This is a genomic window from Lysobacter olei (genome assembly GCF_054777355.1).
The window spans coordinates 331,480-354,301 of the sequence record NZ_BAAHAT010000001.1 but is presented as its reverse complement, the minus strand read 5'-3'; the positions used below and the strand labels follow the sequence as shown (position 1 = coordinate 354,301).

Annotated in this window: 20 protein-coding genes, 4 tRNA genes and 2 pseudogenes; 18 read left to right on the top strand and 8 right to left on the bottom strand. The window is 67.3% G+C overall.

Going from position 1 to position 22,822, the window contains the following annotated elements; translation table 11 throughout:
* Positions 1-285: 285 nt before the first annotated feature.
* The 4 genes and pseudogenes from ACYVBS_RS01815 to ACYVBS_RS01800 form a co-directional block, all read left to right on the top strand.
* Positions 286-1,992: pseudogene (locus ACYVBS_RS01815) on the top strand (S8 family peptidase); the annotation flags it as partial.
* A 78-nt stretch (positions 1,993-2,070) separates the two neighbouring features.
* A complete protein-coding gene (locus ACYVBS_RS01810; protein WP_460821608.1) occupies positions 2,071-2,361 on the top strand; it encodes a proprotein convertase P-domain-containing protein in 291 nt (96 codons plus the stop codon).
* 385 nt (positions 2,362-2,746) lie between these two features.
* A pseudogene (locus ACYVBS_RS01805) lies at positions 2,747-4,468 on the top strand (S8 family peptidase); the annotation flags it as partial.
* Complete coding sequence (locus ACYVBS_RS01800) at positions 4,457-4,831, top strand: proprotein convertase P-domain-containing protein (protein ID WP_460821607.1); 375 nt, start codon at positions 4,457-4,459, stop codon at positions 4,829-4,831. The pseudogene ACYVBS_RS01805 and the gene ACYVBS_RS01800, both read left to right, overlap by 12 nt.
* A 98-nt stretch (positions 4,832-4,929) precedes the next feature.
* Here ACYVBS_RS01800 and ACYVBS_RS01795 read toward each other — a convergent pair whose 3' ends face one another.
* The 3 genes from ACYVBS_RS01795 to wrbA all read right to left on the bottom strand — a co-directional run bounded on the left by ACYVBS_RS01795 (position 4,930) and on the right by wrbA (position 6,479).
* Positions 4,930-5,418, bottom strand: coding sequence for an asparaginase domain-containing protein (locus tag ACYVBS_RS01795; protein ID WP_460821389.1), 489 nt, complete (start codon positions 5,416-5,418; stop codon positions 4,930-4,932).
* A 111-nt stretch (positions 5,419-5,529) separates the two neighbouring features.
* Positions 5,530-5,889 (bottom strand): DUF2069 domain-containing protein, encoded by a 360-nt coding sequence (locus ACYVBS_RS01790; protein WP_460821388.1) that lies wholly within the window; start codon positions 5,887-5,889, stop codon positions 5,530-5,532.
* Complete coding sequence (wrbA, locus tag ACYVBS_RS01785) at positions 5,886-6,479, bottom strand: NAD(P)H:quinone oxidoreductase (RefSeq protein WP_460821387.1); 594 nt, start codon at positions 6,477-6,479, stop codon at positions 5,886-5,888. Before wrbA ends, ACYVBS_RS01790 begins: the two co-directional genes overlap by 4 nt.
* Before the next feature lie 82 nt (positions 6,480-6,561).
* Here wrbA and ACYVBS_RS01780 point away from each other — a divergent pair, with 82 nt between their 5' ends.
* Positions 6,562-7,830 (top strand): YihY family inner membrane protein, encoded by a 1,269-nt coding sequence (locus tag ACYVBS_RS01780; RefSeq protein WP_460821385.1) that lies wholly within the window; start codon positions 6,562-6,564, stop codon positions 7,828-7,830.
* Between the two features lie 6 nt (positions 7,831-7,836).
* Complete coding sequence (locus ACYVBS_RS01775; RefSeq protein ID WP_460821384.1) at positions 7,837-8,433, top strand: TlpA family protein disulfide reductase; 597 nt, start codon at positions 7,837-7,839, stop codon at positions 8,431-8,433.
* 88 nt (positions 8,434-8,521) lie between these two features.
* Here ACYVBS_RS01775 and ppk2 read toward each other — a convergent pair whose 3' ends face one another.
* The 5 genes from ppk2 to hemA all read right to left on the bottom strand — a co-directional run bounded on the left by ppk2 (position 8,522) and on the right by hemA (position 13,903).
* Positions 8,522-9,301 carry a polyphosphate kinase 2 gene (gene ppk2, locus ACYVBS_RS01770; protein WP_460821383.1) on the bottom strand — a complete coding sequence of 260 codons (780 nt, stop codon included), beginning with the start codon at positions 9,299-9,301 and terminating at the stop codon, positions 8,522-8,524.
* Positions 9,298-9,723 (bottom strand): helix-turn-helix domain-containing protein, encoded by a 426-nt coding sequence (locus tag ACYVBS_RS01765; protein ID WP_460821381.1) that lies wholly within the window; start codon positions 9,721-9,723, stop codon positions 9,298-9,300. The genes ppk2 and ACYVBS_RS01765 overlap by 4 nt, the downstream gene beginning before the upstream one ends.
* Positions 9,724-9,796: 73 nt before the next feature.
* Positions 9,797-11,527 carry an O-linked N-acetylglucosamine transferase, SPINDLY family protein gene (locus ACYVBS_RS01760; protein ID WP_460821380.1) on the bottom strand — a complete coding sequence of 577 codons (1,731 nt, stop codon included), beginning with the start codon at positions 11,525-11,527 and terminating at the stop codon, positions 9,797-9,799.
* Entirely contained in the window at positions 11,524-12,627 is a 1,104-nt protein-coding gene (gene prfA, locus ACYVBS_RS01755; RefSeq protein WP_460821378.1) for a peptide chain release factor 1, read from the bottom strand. Before prfA ends, ACYVBS_RS01760 begins: the two co-directional genes overlap by 4 nt.
* Entirely contained in the window at positions 12,605-13,903 is a 1,299-nt protein-coding gene (hemA, locus tag ACYVBS_RS01750) for a glutamyl-tRNA reductase (RefSeq protein WP_460821377.1), read from the bottom strand. The genes prfA and hemA overlap by 23 nt, the downstream gene beginning before the upstream one ends.
* Before the next feature lie 74 nt (positions 13,904-13,977).
* On the opposite strand from hemA, the gene ACYVBS_RS01745 reads away from it, so the two are divergent.
* The 12 genes from ACYVBS_RS01745 to tuf all read left to right on the top strand — a co-directional run bounded on the left by ACYVBS_RS01745 (position 13,978) and on the right by tuf (position 22,715).
* Positions 13,978-15,660, top strand: coding sequence for a tetratricopeptide repeat protein (locus ACYVBS_RS01745; protein WP_460821376.1), 1,683 nt, complete (start codon positions 13,978-13,980; stop codon positions 15,658-15,660).
* Complete coding sequence (gene lolB / locus ACYVBS_RS01740; protein ID WP_460821375.1) at positions 15,657-16,316, top strand: lipoprotein insertase outer membrane protein LolB; 660 nt, start codon at positions 15,657-15,659, stop codon at positions 16,314-16,316. Before ACYVBS_RS01745 ends, lolB begins: the two co-directional genes overlap by 4 nt.
* Entirely contained in the window at positions 16,313-17,257 is a 945-nt protein-coding gene (ispE, locus tag ACYVBS_RS01735; RefSeq protein WP_460821374.1) for a 4-(cytidine 5'-diphospho)-2-C-methyl-D-erythritol kinase, read from the top strand. Before lolB ends, ispE begins: the two co-directional genes overlap by 4 nt.
* A gap of 12 nt (positions 17,258-17,269) precedes the next feature.
* A tRNA-Gln gene (locus tag ACYVBS_RS01730) sits at positions 17,270-17,346 on the top strand.
* A 40-nt stretch (positions 17,347-17,386) separates the two neighbouring features.
* Positions 17,387-18,346, top strand: a complete 960-nt coding sequence (locus ACYVBS_RS01725; RefSeq protein WP_460821373.1) for a ribose-phosphate diphosphokinase — start codon at positions 17,387-17,389, stop codon at positions 18,344-18,346.
* A gap of 126 nt (positions 18,347-18,472) precedes the next feature.
* Positions 18,473-19,084 carry a 50S ribosomal protein L25/general stress protein Ctc gene (locus ACYVBS_RS01720; protein WP_460821372.1) on the top strand — a complete coding sequence of 204 codons (612 nt, stop codon included), beginning with the start codon at positions 18,473-18,475 and terminating at the stop codon, positions 19,082-19,084.
* A gap of 54 nt (positions 19,085-19,138) precedes the next feature.
* On the top strand, positions 19,139-19,720 hold the full coding sequence (pth, locus tag ACYVBS_RS01715; protein ID WP_460821370.1) for an aminoacyl-tRNA hydrolase: 582 nt from the start codon (positions 19,139-19,141) through the stop codon (positions 19,718-19,720).
* Between the two features lie 169 nt (positions 19,721-19,889).
* Positions 19,890-20,981, top strand: a complete 1,092-nt coding sequence (gene ychF / locus ACYVBS_RS01710) for a redox-regulated ATPase YchF (protein WP_460821369.1) — start codon at positions 19,890-19,892, stop codon at positions 20,979-20,981.
* 137 nt (positions 20,982-21,118) lie between these two features.
* Positions 21,119-21,204 (top strand) — tRNA-Tyr (locus tag ACYVBS_RS01705).
* A 91-nt stretch (positions 21,205-21,295) separates the two neighbouring features.
* Positions 21,296-21,369 (top strand) — tRNA-Gly (locus ACYVBS_RS01700).
* 40 nt (positions 21,370-21,409) lie between these two features.
* A tRNA-Thr gene (locus ACYVBS_RS01695) sits at positions 21,410-21,485 on the top strand.
* A gap of 39 nt (positions 21,486-21,524) precedes the next feature.
* Positions 21,525-22,715 carry an elongation factor Tu gene (gene tuf / locus ACYVBS_RS01690; RefSeq protein ID WP_460821358.1) on the top strand — a complete coding sequence of 397 codons (1,191 nt, stop codon included), beginning with the start codon at positions 21,525-21,527 and terminating at the stop codon, positions 22,713-22,715.
* Positions 22,716-22,822 lie beyond the last annotated feature (107 nt).

Below are 22,822 nucleotides of genomic sequence, written 5' to 3'. Positions count from 1 at the left end.
TGGGGCGGCTATTTTGGGGGCCAAAACGTGACCGATATCTCAAAAAGATCCGATTTTGAGAAGAATTTGATCCTTTCCCAGAGGTTCGCGCTCCGCCTCCTGGCCTACCAATGACGTGTCCGCTGGTTCACCACCCGGCGGACGGCCCGACGGTCCCGGCCGTTGGGCGGATCCCGCCTTCGGGAAACGGAACGCGCGACGCCCCCACTGTCGTGTGTACATCGGACGTACAAATTCAGGCACCGCGTGCCTGCCTACCCAGAATCACCAGAGGACTTTTCAGCAGTGGACCCTAAGCATTTCTCCGCACGCCGTTCCACCCTGGCCGTCGCAACCCTGCTTGCGCTGGCCGCACCGGCCGCCTTTGCCGGTGAGGTCAATCTGTCGGGCCTGGCCGATGGCGCCGCCGACCAGTTCATCGTTCGCTACAAGTCCGGCAGCGCGGAGCGCGCCGACGTGAACCGGGCCAAGGCCGCATTCGGTCGCGCGGTTGCGACCGGCGTGAGCGGCAAGGCCCTGGGGTTGACCCACCAGCGTCGTCTGGCCATCGGGGCCGACGTCGTCACGGCCAACCGCAAGCTGGACCGCGTCGAGGCGGAGAGCCTGATGCGCCAGATCGCCGCCGACCCGAACGTCGAGTACGTCGAGGTCGACGCCATCATGAAGCCGACCCTGTCCCCGAACGACACCTACTACACCAGCAACCAGTGGCATTACTTCGAGGCCACCGGTGGCATCAAGGCCGACCAGGCCTGGGACGTGACCAACGGAAACGGCGTGGTCGTGGCGGTGATTGACACCGGCATCACCAACCACAGCGACCTCAACGCCAACATCCTGCCCGGCTACGATTTCATCACCAACACCACCACCTCCCGCGACGGCAACGGCCGCGACAGCAACCCGGCCGACCAGGGCGACTGGTTTGCCGCGGGCGAGTGCGGTGCGACCTATTCCTCCAACTCGAGCTGGCATGGCTCGCACGTGACCGGCACCGTTGCGGCGGTGACCAACAACGCCAAGGGCGTTGCCGGCGTGGCGTATGGCGCCAAGGTCGTTCCGGTGCGCGTGCTGGGCAAGTGCGGCGGTAGCCTGTCCGACATCGCCGACGCCATCATCTGGGCGTCCGGTGGCAGCGTGTCCGGCGTGCCGGCGAACGCCAACCCGGCAGAAGTCATCAACATGAGCCTCGGCGGTGGCGGCACCTGCGGCAGCACCTATCAGGCCGCCATCGACGGCGCCGTCAGCCGCGGCACCACCGTCGTGGTGGCGGCCGGCAACGACAACGCCGATACCGTGGGCTACCGCCCCGGCAACTGCAACAACGTGATCGCGGTGGCCTCGACCACGCGCACCGGCGCCCGCTCCAGCTTCTCCAACTACGGCACCCTCATTGACGTGGCGGCCCCGGGCTCGACCATCTACTCGACGGTCAACGCGGGCACCACCACGCCGAGCACCGAGGGCTACAGCTCGATGTCGGGCACCTCGATGGCCGCGCCGCACGTGGCGGGCGTCGCCGCGCTGATGCAGGCCAAGGCCGGCGGCACGCTGACGCCGGCGCAGGTCGAGAGCAAGCTGAAGAGCACGCTCCGTCCCTTCCCGACCAGCATCGACCGCGCGATCGGCAACGGCATCGTCAATGCCAGGGCTGCCGTGGACTCTGTCACCGGTGGTGGTGGTGGCGGTGGTACGTTGACCAAGGGCGTGGCCGCCACCAACCTGTCGGCCGCGACTGGCGCCGAACTGGTCTACACGCTGGTGGTGCCGACGGGGGCGTCCAACTTGGCCATCACCATGTCCGGTGGTACGGGCGATGCCGACATGTACGTCAAGTTCGGTGCCCCGGCGACCGACAGCTCGTACGACTGCCGCCCGTACAAGACTGGCAATGCCGAAAGCTGCACCTTCGCCGCGCCGTCGGCTGGCACCTACTACGTGCGCCTGAAGGCTTACTCGGCGTTCTCTGGGGTCAGCCTGCTCGGCGACTACACCGTCGGCACCGGTGGTGGCGGAACCCGTCAGACGTACACCAACTCCGCGGACTATACCGTCGCCGACAACGTCACCGTGGACAGCCCGATCACGGTGTCCGGCCGCAGTGGTTACGGCCCGTCGGATGCGTCGGTGACGGTGGACATCCGCCACACCTACCAGGGCGACCTGAAGGTCGACCTCGTGGCGCCGGATGGCACGCTGTACAACATCCACAACCGTACCGGCAACGCCACCGACAACGTGATCAAGACGGTCACGGTCAACCTGGCCAGCGAAGCGCTCAACGGCACCTGGAAGCTGCGTGTCAATGACAACGGCACGGGTGACACCGGCTACATCAACAGCTGGAGCATCAACTTCTGATGTAAGGCTCCGTGTGCGTGGATCCTTGTGATCCACCCCCCTCTCGAAGGATTGAGCATTTCCGGATCAGGACGATCCAGGGGCCCCGGCTTTGGCTGGGGCCCCTTTTTTTGCGCCCGCACAGCCTGCTGGTCGCCCAAAGGGCCGGGCGTGTCCCGAATTGGGGTCGAACCCGTGAAATTTGCTGCGGGTGCAGCGTGAGCCGCCCCAAAAACGTGTGTAGCGTCCCAATCCGGTCAACCCCAGGGGGGGAGTTGGCCGCTCCCGTCCGTTCACCCGATAGACCCAGGGCCGCTGGCTTTGGTGTCGACCGGTGGCCGCGGCGCCACTGTCGTCGCCGTGCAGGATTCGCGGCGCTTTCACTTCAACTTCGGGGTTAAACGTAATGACCAAGTCAGTTTCGCGTCCTGTCCGCGTGCACGTGCTTGCGGCTGCCACGGCGCTCGTTCTGTCGTCGTCCATCCTGGTACCGGCGCATGCCGCCGGCCGCATGGACCTGAGCGGCCTTCAGGCCGGCCAGCCGACCGACCGCTTCATCGTGAAGTACCGTGATGGCAGCGCCCAGCGCGCCAATCCCTCGGAAATGCAGCGCTCCCTGCACGCGGCGGCCGCCGGGGCAGGCAAGGGCGTGGGACTGAACCACGTGCGCCGCATTGCCACCGGCGCCGAAGTCGTGCGTGCCAGCCGCAAGCTGGACCGCGTGGAGGCCGAGACGCTGATGCGTCAGATTGCGGCTGACCCGAACGTCGAATACGTCGAGGTCGATAAGATCAACAAGCCGACCTTCGTCCCCAACGACACCAACTACTCGCAGCAGTGGGGCTTCAACGGCACCTACGGCATCAAGGCCCAGCAAGCGTGGGACGTGACCAGCGGTTCGGGCGCGGTCGTCGCCGTGCTGGACACCGGCATCACCAACCACAGCGACCTCAACGCCAACGTCCTGCCCGGCTACGACTTCATCATCGATACCGCGGTGTCGAACGACGGCAATGGCCGTGACAGCGACGCCAGCGACCCGGGTGACTGGGTGACCGCGAACCAGTGCGGTGGCACTCATTCGGCGCAGAACTCCAGCTGGCACGGCACCCACGTGGCCGGCACGATTGCGGCCGTGACCAACAATGCCAAGGGTGTGGCCGGCACCGCCTACAGCGCCAAGGTCGTACCGGTGCGCGTGCTGGGCACCTGCGGCGGCTACGACTCCGACATCGCCGACGCCATCATCTGGGCCTCGGGCGGAACCGTGAGCGGCGTGCCGGCCAATGCCAACCCGGCCGAAGTGATCAACCTGAGCCTCGGCGGTTCGGGCGCGTGCGGCACCACCACCCAGAACGCGATCAACAGCGCGGTCGGCCGCGGCACCACGCTGGTCATCGCCGCCGGCAACGACAACACCAATGTGTCGAACGCCTCCCCGGCCAACTGCAACAACGTCATCGCGGTGGCGTCGATCACCAGCACCGGTGCGCGCTCGAGCTTCTCCAACTACGGCTCGCTGATTGATATCGCCGCGCCGGGTTCCAGCATCATGTCGACGCTGAATTCGGGCACCACCTCGCCGTCTACCGAGTCGTACGCTTCGTACAACGGCACCTCGATGGCGACCCCGCACGTGGCCGGCGTCGTAGCCCTGCTCCAGGCAGCGGCGACCACGCCGAAGACTCCGGCCGAAGTTGAGGCGCTGATCAAGGGCAACGTGACTGCGTTCCCGTCCACGCCGTCGCAGCCGATTGGCCCCGGCATCCTCAATGCCCAGGCCGTAGTCGCCGCTGCCAACGGCACCACGCCGCCGCCTACCGGCAATACCCTGACCAAGGGCGTGGCGGCTACCGGACTGTCGGCTTCGGCCGGCGCCTACGTGAAATACACAATGGACGTGCCGGCCGGCGCGACCAACCTGACCTTCACGATGTCCGGCGGTACCGGTGACGCCGACATGTACGTCAAGTTCGGCGCCGAGCCGACCGACAGCGTGTACGACTGCCGTCCGTACAAGACCGGCAACGCCGAGACCTGCACCTTCGCGGCGCCGTCGGCCGGCAAGTACTACGTCAACGTCAAGGCGTACTCGGCGTTCTCGGGCGTCAGCCTGGTGGGTGACTACGCCACCGGTGGTGGTGGCAGCCGCCAGACCTACAGCAACACCGCGGACTACACGGTGGCCGACAACGCCACCGTGGACAGCCCGATCACCGTGTCCGGCCGTAGCGGCAATGGCCCGTCCGACGCCTCGGTGTCGGTGGACGTTCGCCACACCTACCAGGGCGACCTGAAGGTGGACCTGGTCGCGCCGGATGGCACGCTCTACAACATCCACAACCGCACCGGCAGCAGCACCGACAACGTCATCAAGACCGTGACGTTCAACCTGACCAGCGAGGCCCTCAACGGCACCTGGAAGCTCCGCGTCAACGATAATGCTGGTGGTGACACCGGCTATATCAACAGCTGGAGCATCAACTTCTGATCGCCGTTTCGGGATAGAGGCAAACAAAAAAGCCCCGGGGTCATTCCCGGGGCTTTTCTATTGGCCATGATGGCTTGCCAGGCGTCGGAGGCTTGGCCTCAGTCAGCTGATTCGAAACGATTGGCTTCGACGTTCTTGCGCACCTTCGCCGGGTCCCAGATGCGGCCGTTCATCGCGATGTACACGCCGGGCGGCAGGGACTGCACCGCGCCCACTGCCGTGCCGATGTTGAACTCCGCATCCGAGCCGCGGAAACGCGCCGGGTTGAGGGCGCCCGTCAGCACGATGGTCTTGTCCTTGATGCTGGACAGCACCTTGGCCGTGGCGACCATGCTGTCGGTGCCGTGGGTGACCAGCACGTGGCGGGCTTCTTGCGCGGCAATGGCGGCGCGGATCAGCTCGCGGTCTTCGTCGGTGATGTGCAGCGAGTCCTTACGGATGATCGGGATCACGCTGTAGCGGAACGCCACGCCCAGCTCGTCCAGGATGTGGCCGATCTGCGGCTCGCCGACCTGGTAGTCCGACTTGTCGTCGAAGTAGATCTTGTCGATCGTGCCGCCGGTGGTGACGATGCAGAGCTGGTCCATCGCGCAGGGTCTTTCAGGTTCGGGGGCGCAATTATAGTCCCCTCGCGCTGCCGGCTCGAAGCGCGCCGCCGTGCGGACGCGTCGGGTACCCCGCCGGCAACGGCCGGCCCTTCAGGCCTTGCGCTTGCCCGCAAAGCGCGCCTGCAGACCGGGCAGGCTGGCCGCGAACACCACCACTACCGCCAGGAACACCGCCGCCAGCGCGAAGCCACGCTCGGGCGGGCGGCTCCAGGCCACCATGACCCCATGACTGAACCAGAACAGCGCGAGCACCGCCGCCCAGAACCCGGCGGTGCGGCGGCGCTGCCACACCCCAAGCGCCAGCAATGCGGGAGGCAGGGCGAATACCAGCCACTCGGCCCATGGGTCCGCGTCACCGGCGAACCAGGCGGCATACAGGGCCGCAAGCGCGGTCAATGACACCAGCAGCACGCCGCGGGCGCGCGTACGCAGCAAGGAAGGATGATTCATCGGGCCAGCCTCGCCGTGGTTTCCGCCAAACGGCGACCCAGCGCGCGCGCCAGCACGGCTTCGTCATCCGTGATCCGTGGGTCATCCTCCACCCCGGCCACATGGCTGGCGCCGTAGGGCGTGCCGCCGCCGCGCGTGGTGCTCAGGACCGGTTCGGTATAGGGAATGCCGGTGATCAGGCAGCCGTGGTGCAGTAGCGGCAGCATCATCGACAGCAACGTGCTCTCCTGGCCGCCGTGCTGGGTGGCGGTGGAGGTGAACACGGCGGCCGGCTTGCCGACCAGCGTGCCGCTGGCCCACTCGCTGCCGAGCCCATCCATCCAGTGCTTGAGTGGCGCGGCCATGTTGCCAAAGCGGGTGGGGCTGCCCAAGGCGAGGCCCGCGCATTCCACCAGGTCCCGGGCTTCCACGTACGGCGCACCTTCGTCGGGCACGGGTGGGGCAGTGGTCTGGGTGATCGCCGCCACCGGAGGGACGGAGCGCAACCGGGCGCTTACGCCATCGACTTCGCCGATGCCGCGCGCGATCTGGCGCGCTAGCTTGGCCACCGAGCCGCCGCGGCTGTAGTACAGCACCAGGATTTCGATCATCGCGTCCTCATTGCTGCCGGGCAGCACCAGCGTGAAGCATAGGCGATGCCGCTGGCGGTGCCCATCGGTTACCCTGCGGCCAATGGAGCCATTGGACACCCTCAATCGCTGGAGCGAGCGCGTGCGCGACCGAGCGCGCGTCGGGACGTTCTTCCGTTTCCTCGCCCGGCGCTTCCTGGACGACAACCTGTTCCAGGCGGCGGGCGCACTGTCGTTCACCACGGTGTTCGCCCTGGTGCCACTGTCGATGGTGGTGTTCGGGGTGCTGTCGGCCTTCCCGGCGTTCTCCGACTGGAGCGACCGGCTCAGCGACTACATCTTCTCCAACTTCGTGCCGTCCTCGGCGCGTTCGGTCGAGAAGTACCTCAAGCAGCTCTCCAGCAATGTCGGGCAGCTCACCGCAGCGGGTGTGATCGCGCTGGTGATCTCCTTGCTGATCACGCTCAATGGCGTGGAGACCACCTTCAACCGCATCTGGCGTGTGCATGCGGCACGGCCGCGACTGGGCCGCTTCCTGGTGTATTGGACCGTGCTCACACTGGGCGCGCTCATGGCCGCGGCCAGCCTTGCGATATCGGCGCGCTTCTTCGCCATGGAGGTGTTCAAGACCGATGCGGGGCACGTGCTGGAAAACGGGCTGCTGCAGCTGGCCCCGATGGTCATCGAATTGCTGGCCTTCACTGCGATCTACCGCGTGGTGCCCCACCGGACCGTTAAATGGCGGCACGCGCTCGCCGGTGCACTACTGGCCATGCTGTTGCTGGAAACGGTGAAAGCCGTAATGGGCCTGTATTTCGGCAGCTTCGCGACCTACTCGAAGATCTACGGCACGCTGGCCTTCGTGCCGATCTTCCTGCTGTGGATCTACCTGGGATGGGTTTCGATCCTGCTTGGGGCATCGCTTGCGTCCTCGGTATCGGCCTTCCGCTACCAGCCGGCGGCGATGCGGTTGCCGCTGGGTTACGAAATGTACGGGCTGCTGCGCCTGCTCGCTCGCTTCCAGGAATCGCGGGTGCAAGGGCGCGGGCTGCACAGCGATACCATCCAGCAGTTGGAGCCCCTGCTGACCGACAGTCTCGTGCAGGAGATGCTCGGCCAGCTCCACGACATCAAGGTTGTCCGCCGCGCCGAGGACGGTGAATGGCTGCTCGCGCGCGACCTGGATGAGCTGACGCTGGCGGAGCTTTACGAGGCCTGCCAGTTGCGGATTCCCATCGCCGAGGCCCATCTCCCGTGCCGCGACGACGCACTGGGGCGCTCGGCCGTGGCGGCAATGGACGAACTGCGCATGCCTTTGCGCGAACTTTTGAAACGGCGCGTGGCCTCGATCCACGCTGAAAACAAGGAATGAACGATGATGCATGTTCGCACTGCGGCTTTCGCCGCGTCCCTGTGCTTGCTGTCGGCCTGCGGTCAACGCCCGCAGGCCCCGGCCCCCGCGCCGACCCCGCCCACGGGGACGCAGGCTGACGCGCCCCAGTCAAAGACCCCGGAACCGGCCGTGGATGCGGCCAGCGCTGGCGGCGACGCGGCCGTGATCGTGCCCGAGCTGAAACTGCCGCTGATCGATGGCGGCGAATACGATCTGGCCGCGCGCCGCGGCAAATGGGTCGTGGTCAACTTCTGGGCCACCTGGTGCGGTCCGTGCCTGAAGGAGATGCCCGAGCTGTCGGCGCTTGACGCGATGCATGAGCACATCGAGGTCATCGGCCTTGCCTACGAGGAAATCGATGTCAGCGCGATGCAGGCGTTCCTGAAGGAACACCCGGTCGTGTATCCGATCGCGATCGTGGACACGTTCAATCCGCCCAAGGACTTCGATACGCCGCGTGGCCTGCCCATGACCTATCTCATCGGGCCCGATGGCAAGGTCGTTGAGAAGGTGTTGGGACCGGTCACCGCCCGCAGTATCGAGGTGGCGATTGAAAAGGCAGGTGGGCCCAAGGCCGGCTGACCACCAAACCCTGCATATCCGTCGGTTGTGTCGCGTACGCGCCGGCGGGTCGGGCCATCGCCTTGGCCAGAGCGTTTCGGCGGTGCGCTCAGTCCAGCGGGTAGGGTGCCAGTGGTTTCAGCACGCTGCATCGTTCCTTCAAGGGCTTCCGGTCCAGCGGCGGCAGTGAGATGCCGTCCGATGGCACCCGCGTGTCAGGCAACCTGTCCAGCAAGTCGCGAACCAGCGTCAGCCGACCCCGGCGCTGGTCGTTGAAATCCACCAGCGTCCATGGCGCATGCGTGGTGTGCGTCGCCTTGAGCATCGCTTCCCGGGCGCGCGTGTATTCGGCATAGCGTTCACGCGCCTGCAGGTCGATGGGCGACAACTTCCAGCGCTTGAGGGGGTTTTCCAATCGCTCGGCAAACCGCTCTTCCTGCTGGATCTGGTCGCAGGTCAGCCAGTATTTGAAGAGCACGATGCCATCGTCCACCAGCAGTTGCTCGAAGATCGGCGCCTGCTTGAGGAATGACTTGACCTGCGATGGCGTCGCATAGCCCATCACCTGTTCCACGCCCGCGCGGTTGTACCAGCTGCGGTCAAACAGAGTGATCTCGCCCGCCGATGGCAGGTGCGCCGCATAACGCTGGAAATACCACTGCGTGGTTTCGCGTTCGCTGGGCTTGGGCAACGCCACGATCCGGCACTGGCGCGGGTTGAGCGTGTCGGCAATGGCGTTGATCGCACCGCCCTTGCCGGCGGTATCGCGCCCCTCGAACAGAACCACCAGGCGCTGGCCGGTGTGTTGCACCCAGCGGGCCATCGCCACCAGCTCCAGCTTCATCGGCTCCAGCGCGGCTTCATAGTCCTTGCGCTTGAGACCACTCATGCGCGCGGGCTTGCCTTGCCTGAAGAACCCGAGGCGCGCGGCGCGGCCTTGGATGAGGCCGCTTTCGGCGCCGATGCCTTGGCCGCGCGCGGGCGGCGGCGAACGCTGCCCGCCATCGCGCAGGCGACCTCCAGCAGTGCGCCCTGTTGCTTCGTGCCAAGCGAACGGTAAGCAGCGAGGAGTTCGTGTTCCCCGGGGGATCGCGCCGGGTCGAGCGTGCTGGCCAATTCCGACAGCAATGCACCCACCGGCACGCCGAATGTGCGGGCGAGGGCATCCAACTGGTCGCGGCCAGGGGCCATCTCGCCACGCAACCACGCGCTGACGGTTTCCACGCCGGCGCGTGGGATCGCGGTGGCGATGTCGGTGGCATTCAGGCCGCGCGCAAGCGCCAGCAGGCGCAGGGTGGTGGCAAGGGGCATCGGCAGACTCCGTCCTGGCACCGGTGCAGCCTAACCCGACAGGGGCGGGGGCCGTCCAGCGATTGCGGCTGGGTCAGGTGAAATCGTGCGCCTGGGGTGGCAGTCCCTGGCGATGCCGGTCCGCCATCCAACGCACGGCGGCAGCGAAGTCGACCGCGAAGCCGCGCATGTCGAACAGGCTGGAGGTCTGTCGCCGCTCCGCCACGGTGGCCCGCAACGCGGCGAGTTGCCCGGGGGCGTTGCCCAGCGCGATCGCCGTGTCAACAAATGCCGCATCGTCCGCCACGTTCAGCGCGGGCACGCCAAGGTGGTGGTTCAGGCTGCCCGCCACGCGCGCGGCAAACGTGTCTCCCGGGGTGGTGAGCACCGGGCAACCCGCCCACAGCGCATCGGACGCGGTGGTGTGCGCGTTGTACGGGTGGGTGTCGAGGAACAGGTCGGCATGCCGCAACCGCGCCAAGTACTCGGGATGCGGCTGCTTGCGCATGAACACCAGCCGTTCCGGCACGACGCCCCGTTCGGCGGCGTGCGCACGGAGCCGCGCATCGGCATGCCCCGGCCCCGACAGCAGCCACAGCACGCTGTCCGGAACGCCTTTCAACACCTTCAGCGCGCGATCCACGCTGCGTGGATTGAGCTTGTAGCTGTTGTTGAAGCAACAGAAGACCACACTGCCGGGCGGCAATCCGCAAGCCTCCCGGCTCGGCGGGGTTGGGATGGTCCGAAGGCTGTCAGAGGGCTGGAAACAACGCGGCAACCGCACGACGTGCTCGCTGAAATGCGCGGTCAATGCATCGGGCAGGACAAAGGGGTCGGCCAACACATAATCGATCCATGGCGCGCCGCTGGTCCCCGGGTAGGCGAGCCAGTTGACTTGCACGGGCGCTGGACGCATCGCGAGTACCTCGGGGGCGCCGCCCCCGCCCCAGCCCCGCAGGTCGACCAGCGCGTCGATGCCCGCGGTGCGGATTCGCGAGGCCACGCGCGCGTGCGCAAGCGCGTTCACCTCGTGCCAACCGTGCGCGGCCGCCTTCAGGCGCGCCTGCACCGAGCTGCCGTCGTCGGCGTTCAACGCGAACAGGTGTACTTCGATGCCCGGCACGTCGCGCAATGCCTCAAGCATCGCCACCGTCAACAGTCCGGTCGGGTGTGCGCCGAAACCGTTCGATAACAGTCCCAGGCGTACCGGGCTACCGGGCGCCACGGCAGGCGCCGGCGGGAAAGGCACGATTGAGCGCGCCAACGCAGCGGCGCGCAACTGGGCGCACCGCAGTTGTTCATCCGGGCCGGCATCCTCACTTAGGAAGGCGAACGGCTCCACGGCTGCGCTACCCGATTGCACGGCCACACGTACCTGCGCCGACAGCGCCGCCAGGTCGCGCCAGTCGCACAGCTTGCGCTGCCAGGCCAGCCGGTAGGCGGCCAGTTGCGGCTGCTCAGGGGCCAGCGTGTGCGCGCGGGTATAGGCCTCGGCGGCCGCTTCCGCCTCGCCCGTGTCCTCCAGCACATGCGCCAGCCAGAGCGCGATGCCCGCGTGCAGGGGGGCGGCCGCGGCGGCTGCCCGAAGGCTAAGCGCGGCTTCGTTGAAGCGGCGTTGCATCCATTGCGCGCGTCCCAGCCGCGCCAATGCCTCGGGGTGGCCCGGCGCCAGCACCAACGCCCGTTGGACGGCCTGCTCGCCGGTATTGGCGTCGCCGGCGTTCAGGGCCTCTTCCGCCAACAGAATCCAGGCGATGGGACTGCCCGGCTCGCGTTCCACCGCCCGTCGTGCGGCGCCCAGAGGGTCGCGGCCGGTCACCGTCATGCGCTGGCCGTCAACCGCGCCAGTTCGTCGGCGTGGTGTTCCTGTTGCAGCCGTCCGACCAGCGAATCGAGGTCTCCGGCCAGCACGTTGGGCAGGTCGTACAGCGTCAGCCCCTCCACCCGATGGTCGGTGATGCGGCCCTGCGGGTAGTTGTAGGTGCGGATGCGCTGGCTGCGGTCGCCGCTGCCCACCTGCAACTTGCGGGTTTCCGCCACCGCCGCGGCCGCCTTGGCGGCCTGCGCCTCGGCCAGCATCGCGCTCAGGCGCTTCATCGCCTTGTCGCGGTTCGCGTGCTGGCTGCGCTCGGTCTGGCTTTCCACCACCACGCCGGTCGGCAGGTGGGTGATGCGGATGGCCGAGTCGGTCTTGTTCACGTGCTGGCCGCCCGCGCCGGAAGAACGGAACGTGTCCACCTTCAGGTCGGCGGGATTGAGTTCGATCGGTTCGCCCGCCGGTTCGACCGGAATGATCGCCACCGTCGCCGCCGAAGTGTGGATGCGGCCTTGCGATTCGGTTTCCGGCACGCGCTGCACGCGGTGGGTGCCGGATTCGAACTTCAATTTTGAATACGCACCCGAGCCTTGCACCAGCGCAATGACTTCCTTGAATCCGCCATGCTCGCCGGGATTGGCCGATTCGACTTCGACGCGCCAGCCCTGGCGTTCGGCGTAGCGTGAATACATGCGGAACAGGTCGCCAGCGAAGATGGCCGCCTCGTCGCCGCCGGTCCCGGCGCGGACTTCGAGGTAGATGTCGCCGTCATCGCGCGGATCGCGCGGAATCAGGTGGGCCATCAACTCCGCGTCCAGCGTTTCCAGTCGTGCAGTGGCGCTGGCGATCTCGTCGTCGGCCAACTCGCGCATGGCGGCGTCGTCGCGCAGCGCCGGGTCTTGGCGCATCGCCCGTGCCGCCTCCAGGTCGCGCTGGGCCTGTGCCTCCGCGGCCAGTGCCGTGGCCACCGGCTCCAACTGCGCAAACTCACGCGAGAGCCGTCGGAATTGCGCCGCATCGCCGATCACCGCCGGGTCGGCCAGCATGCGTTCCAGTTCCTCGCGCCGCTCGGCGAGTGCTTCGAGCTTACGGCGCAGGGTCGGCGTCATCGGGCGGGGTCAATCCGGGGTCGGGAGAGGGGGAAGCTGCCGGGAACATCCGATCCGCGGCCCGGGCCAGTTCGTGGTTGCCGGTCAGCGCGGCTTCGCGCAAGGCGATCGTCGGCGCATGCAGCAGGCGGTTGGTCAGCGTGTGCGCAAGGAAGTCCAGCACCTCCGACGGGTCCTGGCCGGAAGCCAATTGCTGACGCGCCTTCTCCAGGACTTCGGCTTTGGCCGCTTCGCCATGCGCGCGCAGGCGCTTCAGGGGCGCCGTGCGGGTCCTCGCGGCCATCGCCTCGACAAAGCGCGCCACTTGCAGGTCGACGATGGCCTCGGCCTCGGCGGCGGCTTCGCGGCGGCCTCGGCGGTTGTCCTCGATCGCGCGCTCCAGGTCGTCGACCGTGTACAGGAATGCGTCGCGCAGTTCGGCCACGTCCGCCGCGATGTCCCGCGGGACGGCCAGGTCCAGCAGCAGCATCGGCCGGTGCTTGCGCGCCGCCAGCGCTGCTGCCACGTGTGCCTTGTGCAGGATCGGGTCGCGCGCGGCGGTGGCGGAGAACACCACGTCGGCCTCGGCCAGGTGCCGCTCCAGTTCGGTCAGCGGCATCGCAACGCCCCCATGCCGGCTGGCGAGTTCCTGCGCGTGGGCGAGGGTCCGGTTGGCCACCAGCAGGCGCTTGGGCTTGGCCTGCATCAGGTGCCGTGCGGCCAGTTCGATGGTTTCTCCGGCGCCAATCAGCAGCACCGTGGACTCCTCGATCCGCGCGAACGATTCCTGCGCCAGTCGCACGGCCGCCGACGCCACCGACACCGGGTTGGCGCCGATGCGGGTGTCGGTGCGCGCGCGCTTGGCCGTGGTGAACGCCTGCTGGAACAGGCGGTCCAATTGCGTGCCCAGGCTGCCGGCTTCCCGCGCAGCCGCCCAGGCATCCTTCACCTGGCCCAGGATCTGCGGTTCGCCCAGCACCAGCGAATCCAGTCCCGTGGCCACGCGGAAGAGGTGGCGCACCGCTTCGGAGTCGCGGTGGCGGTACAAGTAGGCGTCCAGGTCGGCATTGCCGGTGCCGTGTGTCGACAACCAGTCGGCCAGGGCCACCCCGTCGTCATCGGTCACCGCGTACAGCTCGGTCCGGTTGCAGGTCGACAGCAGGGCCACTTCGCGCACCGTCGGCAGCTCCCGCAATGCCTTCAGTGCCGAAGCCACCCCGTCGCCGGCAAACGACACCTGTTCGCGCAGGCTCACCGGCGCGGTCTGGTGGTTCAGGCCAAGGACGAACAGGGTCATGGAATTCCGTTCAGGTGCTTGCGATAAGCTGCTGGCTACCGTGGGCCGCCATTCTACCGGCCCGAACCCCTTCCATGCCCGTTACCGTGCGTTCCACTGCCGTTGCCGTTCTCGCCGCGCTCAGCCTGGCCGGGGCACTGCATGCGGCGCCGCCCGCTTCCAAGCCCACCACCGACCCGGTCGGCGAAGCCGTCGAGCCGCTGATGGCCGGTGAGTTCGCGCTGCAGTCGGGCAAGCTGGAGGAAGCCGCGCGCTGGTACCTGGACGCGGCCCGCACCGCCCAGGACGTGGCGCTGGCCGAGCGCGCCACGCGCATCGCGCTGCTCGCCAAGGACGATGCGCGTGCGTCCGAAGGCTTGGCGCTCTGGCGCCGACTGGGGGGCTCCGGCCATGGCCTGACAGCCGCCGAGGCCACCTTGGCTTTGCGCAAAGGGCAGGAGCGGGTCGCCCGCAAGCACTTGACCACGTTGCTTCGCAGCGGCGACCAGGAGGGCTGGCGCCACGCACTGTCCGTGCTGGGCGGAGGCGCGGGCGAGCCTGGTCAGTCCGCGCGCCTGCTCACCCATATCCTTGACCGCAAGCTGTTGCCCAATGAGCTGCAGGCGTGGCTGGCATTTGGCGGCCTGGCGCAGCGTCTCGAACAGCCCCGGCTGGCCGAGCGCATTGTCGGTGAAGTCGTAAAGCGCTTTCCCGGCGAACCCCGCGTCGCCCTGCTGAGGGCCAGCCAGTTGCGTGAGGCCGGCAAGACTGACGAGGCGAAGGCCGCACTGGATGCCGTCGCCGATCACGCCGGCTCGGATGCGGCCCTGCGCCTGGCGCTCGCGCAGGAATACGCCCAGTTGGGTGACCCGCAGCGCGCCGAAGCCATCCTGGCTGTCGGCCCGCAGGACGACGAGACCTACGCCCATCGCGCATCGCTGCTTGCCCGCGCGGAGGACAAGGAGGGGCTGGGCCGGCTTTACGACGAACTCGCGCGCGGGGCCTCCCGGCCGGATCCGCAGCGCCGTTTGCTGCTCGGCCAGATCGCCGAGTTCCTTGACCGTCACCCGCAGGCCATCGATTGGTACGGGGGCGTGCCCAGCGGCCCGCTGCGTTGGCTGGCGCGTCTGCGCATCGCCAACGTGCTGCACGAGGTCGGGCGAGGCGCGGAGGCCTACAAGGCGCTGCGTGACCTGCAGGCCGACGGTGCGGCGCCGGATGAGGCGAGGCGCGACGCCTACATGCTCGAGGCGTCATTGCTCGCAAAGGACCGCAACGACGCGGGCGAACTGGATGCCTTTGCCCGCGGCCTGGCCGCCTTCCCGGACGATCTGGACATCCTCTACGCCCGCGCGTTGGGCTGGGAGCGGCGCGATGACATTGCCCGCGCCGAGGCCGACTTCCGCAAGATTCTCGTCGTCGAACCCGACAGCGTGGCGGCGCTCAACGCCTTGGGATACACCCTGGCCGACCGGACCGACCGCTACCAGGAAGCCCTCGAACTGATCGACCGCGCCCGAACCGCCGAGCCGGACAACGCCGCCATCATCGACAGTTACGGGTGGGTCCTCTACCGCCTGGGTCGCCTGCAGGACGCGCTGGTCGAACTCCGCCGCGCCTACACCCTGCAGAAGGATCCGGAGATCGCCGCGCACCTGGGCGAAGTCCTGTGGAAACTGGGGAAGACCGACGAGGCGCGCAAGTACTTCGACGAAGCGCGCAAGCTCGACCCCGATAACCGCTCCCTGAAGCGCGCACTGGAGAATGTTGGCGCATGACGTTTGCTTCCCCCTTCGCCGCGCGCGCCGCGGTCACCGCCTTGGTCCTGACCCTGTTGGCCGGTTGCGCGAGCGTCCCGACCACCGCGGTCCTCACGTCCGAGCAGCAGGCCGCCGCGGAACAGCGGCAGTCCGCCCGCGAAGCCGATTTGGGCGGTCAGGCGGGTTGGTCGCTCGCCGGCCGCATTGCCGTTTCCAATGGCGGCAACGGCGGCAGTGGCCGCATCGACTGGAACCAGGAACAAGCCGGCTACCGGGTCTCGCTCAGCGCCCCGGTCACCCGACAGAGCTGGCAACTCAGTGTCGACGGCGCCACTGGCCTGGCACGCTTGGAAGGCCTCGACGGCGGACCGCGCACCGGGCCGGATGCGGCGCTGCTGCTGCGTGAGGCCACCGGCTGGGACATTCCCGTTACGTCTCTGGGCCACTGGGTGCGTGGGTTGCGCTCGCCGGCGGCGGGCGCAGCGGTCATCCAGTTCGGCCCCGACCTGCGGCCGGCCCGGATCGCGCAGGCCGGCTGGGACATTGCCTACACATGGCCGGAGTCGGCCGCGACCGATGCCCTGCCGGCCCGGATCGACGCCCGCCGCGGCGAAGCTCGCGTGCGCCTGATCGTCGGCCAGTGGGGCGGGGCCGACGGCGTGGCTGGGCGATGACCCAAGGTCGTTCCGGCGCAGCGGACGCCCATTCCTCGGTCGATTCCGGCCAGATCCCGACCGGCGACGCTAATGAGGCGCGGGGCGCGGAGGGGTGGTCGTCCTGGCCGGCCCCCGCCAAGCTGAACCTGTTCCTGCGCATCGTGGGACGTCGCGCGGACGGGTATCACCTGCTGCAGAGCGTGTTCCGGATCCTCGACTGGGGTGACACGCTACGCCTGCGCGTCCGGGACGACGGTCGAGTGATGCGACATGGCGGCTCGGTCGAAGGCGTGGAAGAGGCCGCCGATCTCACTGTGCGCGCGGCAAAGTTGCTTCAACGTGAGGCTAATTGTGCGCTAGGTGTCGACATCGTCATCGAAAAGCGCATTCCCGCCGGCGGCGGACTGGGCGGCGGATCGTCGGACGCGGCCACCGTGCTGGTCGCACTGAATCGCCTCTGGGGACTGGATCTGGACGTCGGCCGGCTGGCTGCACTGGGGCTCAGCCTGGGGGCGGATGTCCCCGTCTTCGTTCGTGGTGAGAATGCCTGGGCCGAAGGCGTGGGTGAGCAACTGAGTCCCATTGCGCTGCCGCCCGCGTGGTACCTGCTGGTCGCCCCCGGCGTGCACGCCCCCACCGCGGCACTTTTCCAGTCGCCTGATTTGACGCGCAATGCTGCGCCCGCGACAATATCGGACTTCGTTTCGGGTGTACCGCTCGGGAATGCATTCGAGCCGGTGCTGCGCGGGCGTGAACCGGCGGTTGATGCCGTGTTCCAGGTCCTGTCGCACGTCGGCACGCCGCACTTGACCGGGTCCGGCAGCGTGGTCTTCGTCGAATTCGCCTCCCGCGAATCGGCCGAGGCGGCGCTGGCGGCGCTGCCCTCGGGCCTGCAGGCCTGGGTGGCTGCGGGCGCTGCGCGTTCACCGCTGCACGCCGCGCTCGAAGCCATGTGCTGAACAAGTTACTGCAGGGGCGTCGCCAAGAGGCCCAAGGCACCAGGTTTTGATCCTGGCATCCGTAGGTTCGAATCCTACCGCCCCTGCCATTTGCGCTACCCCACGCCCGCCCTCGCTGGAGTTCTCCCCGTGCAGTCCGATCGCAATCTGCTGGTGTTCAGCGGCAACGCCAATCGCCCGCTTGCCGATGCCGTCTGCCGTGAGCTGGGCGTGCGCCCGGGCAAGGCGCTGGTCAGCCGGTTCTCCGATGGCGAAGTCCAGGTCGAGATCGAAGAGAATGTGCGCCGGCAGGAAGTGTTCGTCATCCAGCCGACCAACGCGCCGACCGCCGAGAATTTCATGGAGCTGCTGGTGCTGGTGGACGCGCTCAAGCGCGCCTCGGCCTCCAGCGTCACCGCCGTGGTCCCGTACTTCGGTTATGCCCGCCAGGACCGCCGACCGCGCTCGTCGCGCGTGCCGATCACCGCCAAGGTCGCCGCCAAGATGTTCGGCGCGGTGGGCACCGACCGCGTCCTGACCGTAGACCTGCACGCTGACCAGATCCAGGGCTTCTTCGACCTGCCGGTCGACAACGTGTACGCCTCGCCGCTGCTGCTGGCCGACATCTGGCGCGCGCACGGCACCGACAACATGGTGGTCGTCTCGCCGGACGTGGGCGGCGTGGTTCGCGCCCGTGCCATCGCCAAGCGCCTGGATGACGCCGACCTGGCCATCATCGACAAGCGCCGTCCGCGCGCCAACGTCGCCACGGTGATGAACATCATCGGTGACGTCGAAGGCAAGACCTGCGTGCTGGTGGACGACATCGTCGATACCGCCGGCACTCTGTGCGCCGCCGCCAACGCCCTCAAGGAGCGTGGCGCGCGCAAGGTTGCCGCCTACTGCACCCATCCGGTGCTGTCGGGCGCCGCCCTCGACAACGTGACGAAGTCGCAGCTGGACGAGCTGGTGGTGACCGACACCATCAGGCTGTCCGACGCGGCCAAGGCCTGCAGCAAGATCCGCCAGCTCAGCGTCGCCGAGTTGCTGGCCGAAACCATCCGCCGCGTCGCCTTCGGCGAGTCGGTGAGCTCGCTGTACGTCGACTGACGCCAGCGGCAACAGAACCCGCGGTCTCACGGCTTCGGCCGGGACCGCAACCCGCTCATCTGGTCGCGGATGAGCGTTCCTTCCCGCCGCAAGGCGGGGCCATTGCAAGCAAAGTGAGACACTGAAATGTCCGAACACACCATCAAGGCCACGAGCCGCGCTGTCGAGGGGAAGGGTGCGAGCCGCCGCCTGCGTCACGCCGCTTCGATCCCGGCCATCGTCTACGGCGGCAAGTCCGCGCCGCAGGCCATCCAGCTCGACCACGAAAAGATCTGGCTCGCCCAGCAGAACGAGTGGTTCTACTCCTCGATCCTGAACCTGGACATCGACGGCAAGGTCGAGAGCGTGCTGCTGCGTGACATGCAGCGCCACCCGTACAAGCAGATCATCATGCACCTGGACTTCCAGCGCGTGGACGCCAGCCAGGCCCTGAAGGCCGCGGTTCCGCTGCACTTCCTGAACCAGGACAGCTCGCCGGCCGGCAAGGCTGCCGACGTGGTCATCACCCACGAGCTCAACGAAGTCACCGTCAGCTGCCTGCCGAAGGACCTGCCGGAGTTCATCGAAGTTGACCTGGGCGCGCTGAAGTCGGGCGACGTGATCCACCTGTCGCAGATCAAGCTGCCGAAGGGCGTCGAGCTGCCGGAACTGAAGCTGGGCAAGGAACACGACGTCGCTGTCGTGATCGCCAAGCCGGGCCGCGTCGAGGCCGAAGGCGCCGAAGGCGCCGCGGAGTAATCGCACTCCCGTGCCCCGGCCGGTTTCCGGGCCGGGGCCGCGTGCGAATGACGCATGGCAGGCTTGCGCCTCATCGTCGGGCTGGGCAATCCCGGACCCGAGCACACCCGGACCCGGCACAACGCCGGGTTCTGGTTTGTTGACGCCCTTGCGGAAAAACTTGGCGGCCGCTTCGGCCTGGAACCCAAGCTGTTCGGCGAAACCGCCAAGGTCGAGATCGCCGGCCAGAACGTCTGGCTGCTCAAGCCCGCGACGTTCATGAACCTGTCCGGCAAGTCGGTCACCGCCGCGCTGCGCTACTGGAAGATCGAGCCTGAAGAGGCGCTGCTGGCGCACGACGAACTCGACCTGCCGCCCGGTACCGCCCGCCTCAAGTTCGACGGCGGCCACGGCGGCCAGAACGGTCTGCGCGACACCATCCGCCTGCTCGGGCACGGCAAGTTCCACCGCCTGCGCGTCGGCATCGGCCACCCCGGCCACAAGGACAAGGTCACCCCGTGGGTGCTGGGCCGCCCGGGGCAGGCTGACGAAGCAGCCATCCTGCGCGCCATCGACGACGCCATCGACGTCCTGCCGCTGGCCATGGCTGGCGACTTCAACGAGGCCATGAAACGGCTGCACACCGCCCGCGCCTGACCTCGGCGGGGCAGGGCGCTTGCGCCACCCCACCGCTTGGCGGCCGGAAGCGGCCATACACAACAAGGGGCCGCCCGAGGCGGCCATTCGCAACATCGGGCCTGCCACCGGGCAGGCGCACATTCCGGGTCCGGCCCCGCCGGCCCACAACAGAGCGAGAACACGCGTCATGGGTATCAAGTGCGGCATTGTCGGTTTGCCTAACGTTGGCAAGTCGACCCTCTTCAACGCCCTGACCAAGGCCGGCATCGCGGCCGCCAACTTCCCGTTCTGCACCATCGAACCCAACGTCGGCGTGGTGCCGGTGCCGGATCCTCGTCTTAACGCGCTGGCCGAGATCGTCAAGCCCGAGCGCGTGATCCCCACCGCGGTCGAGTTCGTCGACATCGCGGGCCTGGTCGCGGGTGCCGCGAGCGGCGAAGGCCTGGGCAACAAGTTCCTCGCTCACATCCGCGAAGTGGATGCCATCACCCACGTCGTGCGCTGCTTCGAGAACGACGACGTCATCCACGTCAACAACAAGGTCGATCCGATCGCCGACATCGACACCATCGACACCGAGTTGGCCCTGGCCGACCTCGATTCGGTGGAGAAGGCCCTGCAGCGCGCCGAGCGCTCGGCAAAGACCGGCGACAAGGACGCCAAGGCCCGCGTCGAAGTGCTGGCCCGCGTCCGCGCCGGCCTGGACGCCGGCAAGGCGGCCCGCTCGCTGGGTCTGTCCGACGAGGACAAGGCGCTGCTGCGCGACCTGTTCCTGCTGACGCTCAAGCCGGTGCTGTACATCGCCAACGTGCTCGAGGACGGCTTCGACAACAACCCACATCTGGAGGCCGTGCGCGCCCGCGCCGTCACCGAGGGCGCCGAGGTCGTGGCCGTGTGCGCCGCGATCGAAGAAGAAATGAGCCAGTTGGAAGACGAGGATCGCGACGCTTTTCTGGCCGATCTCGGTCTCGACGAGCCAGGCCTTAACCGGGTCATCCGTGCCGCCTACAAGCTGCTCGGCCTGCAGACCTACTTCACCGCTGGCGTCAAGGAAGTTCGCGCCTGGACTGTCAGGGCAGGCGCCACCGCGCCGCAGGCCGCCGCGGTCATCCACACCGACTTCGAGAAGGGCTTCATCCGCGCCGAGACCATCGGCTATGACGATTTCCTCAAGTACAAGGGCGAGGCCGGCGCGCGCGAAGCCGGTCGCATGCGCTTGGAAGGCAAGGAATACCGGGTGCAGGAAGGCGATGTGCTGCACTTCCGTTTCAACGTCTGAGGCCCGGATCGCTCGGCAGGAAGCGAGGATTCGCGTTAGAATTGTCGGTCTGTCCCGCCGCGCGGGCTGAGAACGAAAATTTTCGCCATTCAGGCGTTGACTTCCGGGTTCAACATCGCCAGAATTGCGGGCTCTTCGGAGGGATACCCAAGCGGCCAACGGGGGCAGACTGTAAATCTGCTGGCTTACGCCTTCGGTGGTTCGAATCCACCTCCCTCCACCAGCTTCACCCGGTTCAAGTGACCTGGCGGAGATCGCAGTAAACCGGTGGCCTTACCAGCCAACGGCGCAGTACCCAAGCAGGTCAGTCCGGCGCGGGAGTAGTTCAATGGTAGAACTGTAGCCTTCCAAGCTACTAGCGCGGGTTCGATTCCCGTCTCCCGCTCCACCATTGATTGCCGCGACAGTTTGACCCGCTTGTACAACGTGCTCACGTAGCTCAGTCGGTAGAGCACCTCCTTGGTAAGGAGGAGGTCGAAGGTTCGATTCCTTTCGTGAGCACCATCCTTTCAAACGCATCCGCACAACCATTGAGAAGCAGCCATGGCCAAGGGTAAGTTCGAGCGCACCAAGCCGCACGTGAACGTGGGCACCATCGGTCACGTTGACCACGGCAAGACCACGCTGACCGCGGCGCTGACCAAGGTGGGCGCGGAGCGTTTCGGCGGTGAGTTCAAGGCGTACGACGCGATCGACGCGGCGCCGGAAGAGAAGGCGCGCGGCATCACGATCTCGACGGCGCACGTCGAGTACGAAAGCCCGACCCGTCACTACGCGCACGTGGACTGCCCGGGTCACGCCGACTACGTGAAGAACATGATCACCGGTGCCGCCCAGATGGACGGCGCGATCCTGGTGTGCTCGGCCGCTGACGGCCCGATGCCGCAGACCCGCGAGCACATCCTGCTGTCGCGTCAGGTCGGCGTGCCGTACATCGTCGTGTACCTGAACAAGGCCGACATGGTGGACGACGCCGAGCTGCTCGAGCTGGTCGAGATGGAAGTGCGCGAGCTGCTGAGCAAGTACGACTTCCCGGGCGACGACACCCCGATCATCCACGGTTCGGCCCGTCTGGCGCTGGAAGGCGACCAGTCGGAGATTGGCGTGCCGTCGATCCTGAAGCTGGTGGAGGCGCTGGACACGTTCATTCCGGAGCCGCAGCGTGACGTCGACAAGCCGTTCCTGATGCCGGTGGAAGACGTGTTCTCGATCTCGGGCCGCGGCACCGTGGTGACCGGCCGTATCGAGCGCGGCATCATCAAGGTCGGTGACGAAATCGAAATCGTCGGTATCCGTCCGACCCAGAAGACGACCGTCACCGGCGTCGAGATGTTCCGCAAGCTGCTGGACCAGGGCCAGGCAGGCGACAACGCCGGTCTGCTGCTGCGCGGCACCAAGCGTGACGACGTGGAGCGTGGCCAGGTGCTGGCCAAGCCGGGTTCGATCACCCCGCACACGACCTTCGAAGCCGAGGTGTACGTGCTGTCGAAGGACGAAGGCGGCCGTCACACCCCGTTCTTCAAGGGCTACCGTCCGCAGTTCTACTTCCGCACCACCGACATCACCGGTGCGGTCGAGCTGCCGGAAGGCGTGGAGATGGTGATGCCGGGTGACAACATCAAGATGGTCGTCACCCTGATCAACCCGGTGGCAATGGACGAAGGTCTGCGCTTCGCGATCCGCGAAGGCGGCCGCACCGTCGGCGCCGGCGTCGTCGCCAAGATCCTCAAGTAAGAGCGGTTGACACGGCAGCGTTGCTGTCGAGTTAACTCCCGCCGATCATCCGACCCTGTCGGGTCGGATATCGCCGGGGAAGCAGGAAAGGGCGATGGCGGCGGTAG